Source organism: Wolbachia endosymbiont (group A) of Epistrophe grossularia, assembly GCF_947251435.1.
Lineage (GTDB): Bacteria > Pseudomonadota > Alphaproteobacteria > Rickettsiales > Anaplasmataceae > Wolbachia > Wolbachia pipientis.
This window is the reverse complement of the sequence record NZ_OX366363.1, coordinates 179,386-192,014: the sequence shown is the minus strand read 5'-3', so window position 1 is coordinate 192,014 and position 12,629 is coordinate 179,386. Positions and strand designations below refer to the sequence as shown.

The following is a 12,629-nucleotide window of genomic DNA, read 5'->3' as shown; positions in this document are numbered from 1 at the left end:
ACTTCTTGGTTGTTAGTTTAGTGCTGACAACTTAAATAGCTTTTAATATTGAGGTTTTAGTATGGGTATAGATATAACTGCACTAACTACTAATGCAGATAAATTAGGTGAATGCATAGATAAAAATAAAAAGCAAGAGCAGGATAGAAAAGACGAGCAATTGCACTGCACTATAGAGAGAAAGGTAAAAAAAGAAGAACACAAGCGTGAAAAACCAAGAGGTCAAGATGGAACCCTCAAGAAGTGTAAAAGGTTATTTGAAAAAGATGCTAGTCCTGAAGTATTAACTAAATTAGAAGAATCACTTAGAGAACAAGAAAAATATTATAGGTATTATGTCCAATGCTTCCTTCCAGTGCTAGATAAAGCAATAGAACGATCGAAAAAAATATCAAATGAAACAAAAGAGCGAGTAAAGCAAGCAATTTCAGAAATTACTTATAATAGCAGATATTGTTTTACCCACAACCGTAGGGACAGCGAAACAGAGAGTGGCTACGGCAGTGATGTTGAAGATGATCATGAAGTAGAAATAAGCAACGAAATAACAAATAACAATGCTCTACTACTAAAAGCGATCAAAAATGGAAATAACAGGAAATTTAGAAAATATCTAAAAGATTGTACGGATATTAGCAGCATAAAAGCTGAAGAAGGGAAAAATATTTTACACCTCATTGCGTCGTTGGAAAAGAAACAGAAATGCAAGTTTCTGGGTACCCTAATAAAAACGGTCACCAAGAAAGATTTAGCACAACTCATTAATAGTGAAAATCAGACCCCTTTTCAGGTAGCACTAATTAACAAGGTAACAAAAGAAAAACATGAGTCTAATACAATTCGAAGTAACGATAACACACTTAAGTTTCTTACAAAATTGTTAGAGCATGGAGCCAGCTCTGATAATTCAGAATTATCTACAGAAGAATTACAAAACTTAAAAGAGGAGCAAAAGACATACTATCGTAATTTCTTAGAAAAATTAGCAGAGTCAGTAAAGAAGTCTAAGTTAGACCAAAAGACAGAAAACTCGGTAGTAATTAAAATCGCGAAAATTACCGACGGTGGTTACCCATTACATAAAGCAGTTTCAGATAAAAATATAGATAGATTTAATGATTTGCTACAGAGAGGTGATGATATTACTACTAAAAATGCAGATGGTGATACGGTCTTACACTGTGCTGTGACATTAAAGAAAGAAGCAAAGTGTAACTTTACTCAGCTTATACTAGAAAAAAACAAAGAACTGGTAAATACTCGAAACAAACAGCAAACACCTCTTCACCGATTACTTCAGTATATAGAAAAAAAGAGCGGGAAACAATCATGTACAGGTAAAAATTTTGAAAAAACTAAAAGGTATGAAACCCTAGAACTATTGCTAAAAAATGGTGCAGATATTACTGTGCAAGATAAAGATGAAAAAAATGCTCTGCACTATATTGCTTCATTCAAAGGAGAACAAAAAGTTGCATGTTTGAAGTTGACTTTAGGTAAGGATGAATTTAGTAAGGCTATAAATGCTGTTAACGGGAAAGAGCAAACACCTCTTCATCAGTTGCTTCAGCATATAAAAGAAAAGAATGAGGATCGATCATGTACAGATAGAAAATTTGAAAAAACAAATAGATATAAAGCCTTAGAGTTATTTTTACAAAACGGTGCAGATATTACTGTGCAAGATAAAGATGAAAAAAATGCTCTGCACTATATTGCTTCATTCAAAGGAGAACAAAAAGTTGCATGTTTGGAATTGATTTTAGGTTTAGTGGAAAATGGAACAATATCTAAAGATAAATTAGGTGAAGCTATAAATGCTAAGAATGGAGAAGGGAGCACACCCCTAGAATTGGCATTAAAGAAAAAAGCAGAAAAAAGAAGTATCGAACACCTATCGCAAGAAACAATTTTTGATTTAGCAACTAATTATGATAATACAACAAAGTTTTGTGCAGCATTATTACAAAACGGTGATTCTGGTTCTTTGTGGTTAAAAGATCCAGAATTCCATACTAAAAAGTACTATTTAACTTTACGAGATCTAAAAGATTATTCAGGGACTCCACAGAAAGCACAGGAGAAAGCTAAAGAACTAAAAGAGAAGCTTGAAGAAAAATACCACTGTAAAACTGCTTCAAAAAAATGCAAGTCTGGCATTAAAGAAGCAGGTTCTGGTATAAAAAAAGGAGTATCTGCTGTAGCAGGATTCATAGATCCAGCAAAAAGGACCCGCGAACTGTTAGCAATCACGATAACGATTACTGTTATTGCAATGGTAACATTTGCTTTCTTTCAGGGTCAAATGGCAATTGGAGCAGCCATTCCTATCATAGCTACTGCTGGAGTTATATGTCTTACTTTAACTTTAGGATTTAGTGGTATTAAGAAACTTTTTGAAAAATCAACCAACAAAGCACAGGACACATTTAACGACAAAAACCGCTCTAATTCAACAACAGAGCAGAATCAAGCTTCGAAGAACCCTATTGACAATGATCAACAGAATTTAGGAAATGATTCTGAAGACCTAGCAGCAAAAAGACAACAAAATCAATCAGAGCATACAGAAAACCCAGCTACCAAAATGAGCGATGTATCAATAATGAACTCGTTGAAAAATTGTGTAGGGATAGTGTAACTAGTAAACCCTCTTCTCTGGCGCTATGAAATCAATCTCACCGCTCAGAGTTTTTTCAGCCACTTTTTTATAATCAATTTTTACGTTAATTTGCCCTTTCTTTTCTTCAAGCCACGCTATAGTGTGCTTCATCCAGTTTTTGTCATCACGTTCAGGAAAGTCTTCACGAGCATGTGCACCTCTGCTTTCCTCGCGATTAGCTGCGCATTCCATGGTAATAACCGCTTGTGGGATCATGTTAGCAAGCTCCAGCGCTTCAACTAAATCACTGTTCCACATCATACTGCGATCCTCAAGTGAAATATCAGGCATCATTTTTGCTACCTTTTTTATAGCTTTTTTGCCTTCTTCTAAAACTTCAGCAACACGGAAAACTGATGCGTATTTTTGCATAGTGTTCTGCATTTCACCGCGTATTTTTGCTACTTTTAGCCCACCGGAAGCAAATCGCATTTTATTAAATCTATCTACTATCCAGTCTGTGCAGTCTGAATGCAATTTTTTATGTGGTGTACCGGACTTTAGCTTCTCTTTTGCTCTGAGCGCTGCAGCTCTACCAAAAACCACAAGATCAAGAAGCGAGTTAGAACCAAGTCGATTTGCACCGTGCACAGAAACACATGCAGCTTCTCCAATTGCAAATAGTCCATCTACCACTTCTTCCTTACCTTGCTTCAGCGTGATCACTTCTCCATAATAATTGGTTGGAATGCCACCCATGTTATAGTGAACAGTCGGAATGACCGGTATTGGATCTTTAGTGACATCAACTCCAGCAAAAGTTCTTGCGGTTTCGCTGATGCCCGGCAATCTGAGTTTTATTACTTCCGGATCAAGATGCGCTATAGTTAAATACATATGATCTTTTTTTGGTCCAACCCCCCTTCCCTCTCTAATTTCAATTGTTATTGCGCGACTTACCACATCACGGGAAGCTAAATCTTTTGCTTTTGGTGCGTAACGTTCCATAAACTTCTCGCCCTGAGAATTAACGAGGTACCCCCCTTCACCACGGCATCCTTCTGTCATCAAGCACCCTGAGCCATATATTCCTGTTGGATGAAATTGTACAAATTCCATATCTTCAAGTGGTAATCCAGCCCTTACTACCATGCCATTACCATCACCTGTGCAGGTATGCGCACTTGTTGCAGAGAAATAAACACGTCCATATCCACCTGTTGCTAACACCACTCTATGCGCACGAAATCTATGTAATGTGCCGTCGCATAGCGACCAAGCAAGAACTCCGCAGCATGCTCCGGTTTCGCTATCCATAATTAAATCAATCACAAAGTATTCAACAAAAAATTCAGCGTTGAATTTAAGACACTGCTGATATAGAGTGTGAAGGATTGCGTGCCCAGTCTTATCTGCTGCCGCACAAGTGCGCTGCGCTGATTTTCCTTTACCAAAGTGAGTTGTCATTCCACCAAAGGAACGCTGGTATATTTTGCCATCTTCTGTACGAGAAAAAGGTACGCCAAAATTTTCAAGTTCAATAACAGCTTTAGCAGCGTTTTTACACATATATTCTATTGCATCTTGATCACCAAGCCAGTCTGAACCTTTTATTGTGTCATATGCATGCCAGCGCCAATCGTCTTCACCGATATTACCTAAAGCTGCACTAATTCCGCCTTGTGCTGCAACTGTATGACTTCGTGTAGGGAAAATTTTAGAAATGCAGGCAACTGAAAAATTAGTTGCAGCCATCCCAAGCGTTGCTCTGAGCCCTGCTCCACCTGCACCTACTACTACCACGTCATACTCATGTTCTATGATCTCATACGCTGACTTATCCATATTTACTTATTTTATCATTACAGGCTTATGATATCACAGAAGTAGAAAAAATCTATACAAGTTTTCTATAGTTAAGACGTCATGCCGCCGCGGCGCTAACAAGTAGCGGGATGACGGCAATCCTACGTCATACCGCCGCAGTATCTCAGCCACTAACACGTAGCGGGATGACGAGCTTATTGTCATGCCGCCGCGAACCGTCATACCGCCACGAACCGTCATACCGCGATTCATTCGCGGTATCTCTAGATCCCGCTAACAAGCAGCGGGATGACGATTGTCGTTTAGCTATAAATACTTAAGAAATTTACCAAACGAAAAAAAAGGCAAAAGAAGCCCCGTGGTTATTATCCGCTTTAAAATATTGGCGTTTTTTATGTTTTAAACGCTTGACAAGCGAAATTCAGCTGCTTTTAATTGCAACTAACCTACGCTGCAAATGTTTAAGAAATTTACCAAGCAGAAAAAAAGACAAAGAATCCCCGAGTTAGCTAGTCTTTTACTATCTCTGTCGAGTATTGGCATTTTTTGATGTCTTGTAACGCTTTATAAGCGCGTTCAGCTTATTTAGATAAAAATCTAGATGTAGATGAAGTTTTGTAAAGACATACAGTATCTATATACTGCAAAAAATTGAACATAAGACGCCGATACATTAAGTAATCCTTACCTTTTAATCTGCAGATTGGCGAAAGCAAATACAATAGCTTCACTGTCATGATAAAGGGGCTGGCAAAGCTTGTCAAGAAATTTTCTTATTTCATTTAAATTGCTTGTAACCTTCTTATACACTCATCTTTACCAAGAATCACCATGATATCAATGATTCCAGGTGCATCCATTACTCCAGTTATAGGGGCGCGTAATGAGTGGTATACATCGCTTATTTTCATATCGTGCAATTTTGCACATTCCTTGATCTGAGAAGATAAAAAACCCTTATTCCAATTTTCATCACCGATCTTTGACAGAAATGATGCGAGTAACTTAATTATATTGAGGTTAGATTTGACAATTTGCTCAGCCTCTTCACTTAAATCAAGTGGCGGATCTCTTATATAAAACTGTGCTAAATCCAGCAGTTCAGCCAGGTAATTTGCTCTTTTTTTTAGTTCCGTTAGCCCCTGTAATAAATAGTTCTTTTTTTTGTCAGTTAGAGTATTTTCTCCAAGTATTAGAGCCAGAATATCTTCATTGCTCATATTACTAATATAGTGGTTATTCAAATGCTCCAGCTTTTTGAAATCGAGCCGTGCAGGTGAACGACCAATACTTTCTAAATTAAACCACTCTATTGCTTGCTCATCGCTAATAATCTCATCGTTGCCGTGACTCCAGCCAAGTCTCAGCAAGTAATTACGCATCGCTTTTGGCAATATTCCCATCTTTTCATAATCGCAAACGCTTGTGGCACCATGCCTTTTGGATAGCTTATTCCCATCTTCCCCATGGATAAGCGGCACATGTGCAAAGCGTGGAATGTCAAAATCAAGAGCCTGGTATATTAGTAGTTGTTTAAAGGTATTAGTAAGATGGTCAGAACCACGTATTATATCAGTTATTCCAGCATCATGATCGTCAACTACCACGGCAAAAATATATGTTGGAGTGTTATCAGAGCGTAAGATCACTATATCATCAAGCTGGTTGCTATTTACTTTGATTTGGCCGTATATTTTATCATCAATAACGATCTCTTGCGAATCTGGCACTTTAAAGCGGACAACTGACCTCACACCCGATGTCATTCCAGCGCGTGACCACATATTTTTCCAGTGTCGGCTACTTGGATGACAAGAAGGAGGTTTTGTAGTACATTTATGCTTGTATATCTTGCCCTCTTCTCTTGCTTTTGCCTTCTTTTCTGCAACTTCATCTTCAGGGCAGTAACAGTGATACGCCCTACCCCTCTCAACTAAAAGGTTTGCTACTTCAATGTGCCGCTCTATTCTTTTTGACTGATATACTATTTCCCCATCATAGCTCATACCGAGCCATCTTAGCCCTTCTATAATTGCATCAATTGCTTCTTGCGTTGAACGTTTTCTGTCGGTGTCTTCAATTCTCAGCAAAAACTTGCCACCATGATGCTTTGCATAGAGCCAATTAAATAACGCAGTGCGGGCCCCTCCAATATGCAAAAACCCTGTGGGTGATGGAGCGAATCTAGTGACTACGTCTGGCATATTTGTCTATTACAGTAATATAAATGATGATAGCTAAAATTTATGTTTGTAACAATTTAGAATTTATTTATTCTGAGAGATAAAATCTACTTGTTTTTCGTAAGTTATGTTGTATAATTTAGTGTTGGTTAAATATAGCGAGGTATGTTATGGCTGACTTATTTGAAGTTGCAAAAGCAAGAAATAAAGATGAATTTGTCAGAATTTGCACAGAGAATGTTGCTTATGCAGCTAAGCATAGGCTTGATGAAAATGGGAACCCATTTCATATAGCAGCAAGTCAAGAAATTCTGCTACCTGCACTCAAAGAGATTATGAGAAATTTGGAAGAAGGTACTAAGAGTAAGGTTAAAAAAGCAGAAGAAGCTAAAAATTGGAAAGAATCAGAAAGATTAAAAGAGAAACTTAAGGATAATAAGAGATATATTAAAGAAGCACTCTGTGATAAAAGCTGCATTCTTCATGGGAGAGTAGCGGTAGCTCCTCTTTATTTTTTAAATGCTGCAGAACGGGAAGAAGCTAAGCAAATTGCAGGTATAAAGGGCGGTTTTATATGTAATAGCAAATTTCATTTGTGCTTATACATAATAGGAGCTATAGCGTGTATTGCTGCCTTATGTTTATCCTTGTACTTTTTATTTTTGGTTTCTCAATCTCTTGCACTAGCTTCAGTAGCTACAATAGCTTCTGGAGGATCTACATGTTTGTTGTTTAGGGCATGTAACGGGATATACGGCTTGTATGATGAAAGTACTATAGTGACAGATCCTGATGTTATGCAACTTTTAAATAGTGATTTAGCTGTAGCATGAAGCTAAAAATTACTTGCAGGCAATAATTTACTTTCTCAACTTAAGAAAGTATACTCATACGATGACGGAAAAGAAGTACAGTAAGATTTTAATAGCAAACAGAGGAGAGATTGCCTGCAGGATTATCAGAACTGCTCGTAGGATGGGTATATCTTGTGTATGCATATATTCGGATGCAGATGTAAATTCTGTGCATGTAAGACAAGCAGATGAGTCAAGATATATCGGCCCTTCGCCATCTTGCCTCAGTTACTTAAACATTGAAAAAATATGTGAAGTAGCAGTTGAAACAGGTGCTGAGGCGGTTCATCCTGGCTATGGTTTTTTAGCAGAAAATCCAGATTTTCCACGTGCTCTTCAAAAATATAATATAGACTTCATCGGCCCCAGTGCAGAAACAATAGAAGTTACAGCCAACAAAATAACAGCAAAAGAAGCTGCAAAAAAAGCTGGAGTGAATGTAGTGCCAGGATATATGGGTAAGATCAGCGATGCTGCCCACGCAGCTCAAGTTGCTAAAGAGATCGGTTTTCCCGTTATGCTTAAAGCTGCATCAGGCGGTGGTGGCAAAGGAATGCGAATTGTAAATTCCAAAAAAGAAATTGAACTAGCGTTCACATCAGCAACAAATGAAGCAGAGAAAAGTTTTAAGGATGGCAGTATCTTTATAGAGAAATATATAGAACTACCAAGACATATTGAAATACAAATCATAGCAGATAAATATGGCAATATAGTGTGTCTTGGAGAAAGAGAATGCTCGATACAAAGGAATAATCAGAAAATAATAGAAGAAACGCCAAGTCCATTCATTAGTGAAGAAGTAAGACAAAAAATGTATGTTCAATGTGTTTCTCTGGCAAAGCAAGTTGGCTATTTTTCAGCAGGCACTGTTGAGTTTGTTGTAGATAAAGACCAAAACTTCTATTTTCTTGAGGTAAATACGAGATTGCAAGTTGAGCATCCAGTAACAGAATTTATAACTGGAATAGACATAGTAGAAGAAATGATTAGAACTTCCTGTGGAGAGAAATTGAGATTCAATCAGGATGATATTAAACTTACTGGTTCTGCAATAGAAAGTAGAATTTGCGCTGAAGACCCATCGAAGAAATTTTTCCCTTCCAGCGGAAGAATAAAATATTACGATAAACCGGGTGAAAATGATTATGTAAGAATAGATGATGGAGTTGCTGCAGGTTCAGAAATTAGCATGTTCTATGATTCGATGATTGCCAAAGTGATAACATATGGAAAAGATAGAGTAGAAGCGATCAGCAGAATGCAAAAAGCATTGTCTGAATGCTATATAGAAGGAGTAACAAATAATATAGAATTTCTAGAATCCATCTTCCATCACCCAAATTTTATCGCAGCAAAGCTCCATACGAGATTCATTCCAGATCATTACCCTAGTGGGTTTCACGGCGATTTTGTTACAGAGGAGTATATTAAAATATTTATTTTCACTGCGTTATATGTTCATTTGGAAAATGAAGAAAGGTACCATCATAAAGCAGTGAATGAAACATCTCAGGTGTCATTCCAGTGCGTGACACTGGAATCTAGTAAAAAAGAAGGGGCACCAGTATCAGCTACTCGGATGGCAGGTGACCGTGCAAGAGATTTATTCATAGTGAATATAAATGACAATGAGTACTCCGTAAATGCAAAATACCAAGATAATATATTAATAACGGTATATAATCACAATAAATACTCCGTTATAGGCAAGTGGAAATCAAGTTATAGATTGCTATATATCACAATTAATGACGATACCAATATAGCACTTAAAATAGAAAGACAAGGCAGCAAGTACTTCATAAGACATGCAGGTATGAAAGCTGAGTGTTGTATATTAAAACCTCATGTAGCTGAATTAAGTAAGTTAATGCTAAATAATGAAACAGAAGGGATTTCAGCAGATGCTGTAAAATCCCCAATATCTGGTTTATTAGTTAAATTGCACGTAAATGTAGGAGATCAGGTGGAAATAGGACAACCTTTATTTGTGGTGGAGGCAATGAAAATGGAAAATATCATATGTGCTGAAGCAGCAATGGTGATAAAAAATATTCCCGTTCAAGAAGGAAAAAATGTGCAGATTGGTGATGTAGTCTGCTTCCTTAAATAACACAAGAAGTATAAACTTGACCCAAACAAGATAAATGAAAACACTTGATGAGCTATGGCAATGGCTATCGGTATGTGCAATAATAGAGTAATTACACCTAAAATGATCTGAATGACGACGGAGAGCAGCATAATATATACCGGTTTTATGCTAGCATTTTTTACTGTGAGTATTACTACCAAAGTTAGTATTAGCAATGCCAGTGCTCGATGTATAAATTGCACTGTCGCTCTGTTCTCAAAGATATTCAGCCATATAGGCTGTAAGAAAAATAAATCTTCTGGAACGATTTGTCCGTCCATTAGTGGAAAGGTATTGTAAATCAAACCAGCATTTAATCCTGCAACAAATGCACCGAAAATTATTTGTATTACAATTAGGACCAAAATCATCCTTGCGTAGTATATAGTGTTACCACTAACCTTAAGTTTTGTTTGTTGTGGCCTTATCTGATAATCAAAAAATTGATATGACAATAATGCAAAGATAACTAATGCTAATAATAAGTGAAGTGCGAGCCTATAGTGGCTAACATGAGGCTTGGCTACCAAGCCGCTTTTTACCATATACCAACCAGCAAAAGCTTGTAGCGCTCCAAATAACAAGACTATCAATAGCCTTATTATTACCTTTTTAGATATTTTTCTTCTTAATGTAAAATATATAAATGGCAGGACAAAAACTAAACCTGTTAGTCTTGCAATTAATCTATGCACATACTCTATTAAGTATATAGCGCGAAACTCCTCCATACTCATACCATAGTTGAATGCTTTATACTCAGGTGTAGCTTCGTATTTTAATTTTTCTTGTAGCCAGTCTTGCTCATTCAGTGGTGGTAATGTTCCAGTGATGGGTTTCCACTCCGTGATTGACAATCCCGCTCTTGTAAGTCTGGTAAATCCACCAATTCCTACCATAAGAATTACCATGACCGAGCAGAGAAAAAGCCAAATGGCTACAGGTTTTGCTTCCATAAACCATGTTTAGTTTTGTTCCATCGCTCAGGGTAAAGAATAAACTCCCACAAGGCAAGAAAAGCTGCAACACTATGTAGCAGACTATAGACCGGAAAAAATATCGATACTATATAAAAATAAAAAGGCATCTTTTGCTGTTTGACAGCTATTACCAAAAGAATCAGGTTAGTAACGTATACCACTACAAAGTAGTACAAAAATAATCCATTTAAAACTTTAGTTAATATCAATGAAAGCAGTAAAAATGGAGTAGTAAAAAATATAAAAGCTGCAGAACCAACAAAAAGATTCAATAGCAAAATTCCCTTAAATCCAGTGTGTTTATAAAGTGACTTTATATTTTTTAAATGAACAATATAAGTTTGCATATAGCCTTTGATCCAGCGCGCTCTTTGCTTAATCCAAGCAAATACAGCAATTGGTGACTCTTCCAATGTTTCTGAGTCAATCATCCTGGTTTTATATCCCATTTGCGCAAGTCTCAAACCGAGGTCAGCATCTTCGGTAACACTATAAGCATCCCAGAAAAACAATTTTTTTAGAATTTTTACTGAAAAATGATTACTGCTACCACCCAAAGGCATTGGCATGTTCATTTTTTGGAATCCAGGCAATAAGTATTGAAACCAGTTCATATACTCCAGAGAAAAGGATTTTGTGAGAAAATTATAATCACAATTATAGTAATTTAATTTCGCCTGTACACAGGCTAACTTATCGTCGCCCTTATTAAATTCAATCAGTGCTTTTTTTAACTGCAATGGGTCTGGTTTATCGTCCGCATCATATATTACTGCATACTTTCCTCTAGCAAAGCTCATAGCATAATTGCATGACTTGGCTTTTGTTCTAGGCAAAGAATGAGGCACTTTTATTACTTCAAAATACTGCGGTAAAGTGTACTTTTCTATAGCTGCTAGCGTTTCTTGGTCATCACTTTCTACCTGAAGCTTCACATCTAATTTTGATTTTGGATAATCCAAACTTTCAATGCTTTCAACCAATTGCTCTATCACTGCACTTTCTTTAAAAGCAGGCAATAAAATAGTATATATAGGAAAATCTTCTTCATTCAGCTTACTATAATCCACTTTTTGGTTGGAGGTTTCACATAAGTTAAAAATTGTAGCTATAAACTTGAATAAATAACTAGAACATCCGATTATAAATATCAACATCAAAGCAAAATATGTATATTTCTCTGTTAGTGTTAAAATTGAAGTTACAATAAAGAAAGAAGCAAAAAATATTGAGCTTAGTTTAATGCTTTTGGCTGAAAAATTAGGATTCTTGTAATATAAGTAGTTGCTTGCAAATTCTGAAATACCAAAGTGCGAGTTAAGAAGATTTAAAATCTGTTCGCTATCCACTTTTATTAATACATAGTCAATACCGTAATGAGTTTCGACCCAACGGGTGATATCTAGACTTGTGTCTTCAACCATAAAAAAAGTAGTATCATTTAATTTTTGCCAAGGAATTATATTAAATTTATAGTAAAAAAGTTTCTCTTGCTCTTTGCACAAACTAGAATCAAACTTAATTTTTTCTACATTATCAGCTTGAAGTATAGGCATTAAACCTAATGCAATTTTTTATTTAAGTCACGTGAAAATGAAGATATGACCTCACTACTACGCTTATCATCTTTACGTTCATGCATTATTTTTTTTACAGCATCAGCAGCTATACTCGCTGTGTTAGCCTGTAAATCTCCAAGAGCTTTTTCAACTTGGTCAGTGACTTTCTTCAAGTTAGAATGGGCATTGTCATCTAATGTCTGATCTAGCTGCTGTCTATTGTGCTTAATGATACTATTAGCTTTATCAAGTGCTTCATTCATCATTTTATTAACTTCTGCATCTAATTCTTTGTATTTTTTAGAAGATTTTTTGTAATACTCCAACATATCTTTCCTGAATTTTTCAGTTTCTTCACTTGAAAATTTGCTTTTGTTACGCTTATTGTTAAGCGCATTTTTTATCACTTTCTTTAGCAATTTATACGAAAGGACAAAACTTACCAAGAAGGCAAGACCGATAATCAGTGATGTAGACATAAAAACCC

8 protein-coding genes are annotated in these 12,629 nt (G+C 36.3%); 3 read left to right on the top strand and 5 right to left on the bottom strand.

From position 1 onward, the window contains the following. Positions 1 to 61: 61 nt before the first annotated feature. Positions 62 to 2,641 carry an ankyrin repeat domain-containing protein gene (locus OPR28_RS00865; RefSeq protein ID WP_265023294.1) on the top strand — a complete coding sequence of 860 codons (2,580 nt, stop codon included), beginning with the start codon at positions 62 to 64 and terminating at the stop codon, positions 2,639 to 2,641. Here the strand turns inward: OPR28_RS00865 and sdhA are convergent, their stop codons facing one another. Both sdhA and gltX read right to left on the bottom strand, forming a co-directional pair. Continuing rightward, the gene (sdhA, locus tag OPR28_RS00860) at positions 2,642 to 4,447 is read right to left on the bottom strand and encodes a succinate dehydrogenase flavoprotein subunit (protein ID WP_265023293.1); all 1,806 of its coding nucleotides are present in this window, start codon (positions 4,445 to 4,447) and stop codon (positions 2,642 to 2,644) included. A 764-nt stretch (positions 4,448 to 5,211) separates the two neighbouring features. Further along, on the bottom strand, positions 5,212 to 6,633 hold the full coding sequence (gene gltX, locus OPR28_RS00855) for a glutamate--tRNA ligase (protein ID WP_265023292.1): 1,422 nt from the start codon (positions 6,631 to 6,633) through the stop codon (positions 5,212 to 5,214). 149 nt (positions 6,634 to 6,782) lie between these two features. Here gltX and OPR28_RS00850 point away from each other — a divergent pair, with 149 nt between their 5' ends. Further along, entirely contained in the window at positions 6,783 to 7,445 is a 663-nt protein-coding gene (locus OPR28_RS00850; RefSeq protein ID WP_265023291.1) for an ankyrin repeat domain-containing protein, read from the top strand. A 61-nt stretch (positions 7,446 to 7,506) separates the two neighbouring features. Next, positions 7,507 to 9,582 (top strand): acetyl-CoA carboxylase biotin carboxylase subunit, encoded by a 2,076-nt coding sequence (locus OPR28_RS00845; RefSeq protein ID WP_265023290.1) that lies wholly within the window; start codon positions 7,507 to 7,509, stop codon positions 9,580 to 9,582. On the opposite strand, the gene OPR28_RS00840 is transcribed toward OPR28_RS00845, so the two are convergent. Genes OPR28_RS00840 through OPR28_RS00830 form a run of 3 tightly spaced genes read right to left on the bottom strand, consistent with a single transcriptional unit; the run spans position 9,531 to position 12,621 of the window. Continuing rightward, a complete protein-coding gene (locus OPR28_RS00840) occupies positions 9,531 to 10,559 on the bottom strand; it encodes a COX15/CtaA family protein (RefSeq protein ID WP_253303034.1) in 1,029 nt (342 codons plus the stop codon). The two genes, OPR28_RS00845 and OPR28_RS00840, sit on opposite strands and share 52 nt — an antisense overlap. Beyond that, the gene (locus OPR28_RS00835; RefSeq protein WP_265023289.1) at positions 10,541 to 12,139 is read right to left on the bottom strand and encodes a glycosyltransferase family 2 protein; all 1,599 of its coding nucleotides are present in this window, start codon (positions 12,137 to 12,139) and stop codon (positions 10,541 to 10,543) included. The genes OPR28_RS00840 and OPR28_RS00835 overlap by 19 nt, the downstream gene beginning before the upstream one ends. A 5-nt stretch (positions 12,140 to 12,144) precedes the next feature. Next, positions 12,145 to 12,621, bottom strand: a complete 477-nt coding sequence (locus OPR28_RS00830) for a F0F1 ATP synthase subunit B family protein (protein ID WP_070356812.1) — start codon at positions 12,619 to 12,621, stop codon at positions 12,145 to 12,147. Positions 12,622 to 12,629 lie beyond the last annotated feature (8 nt).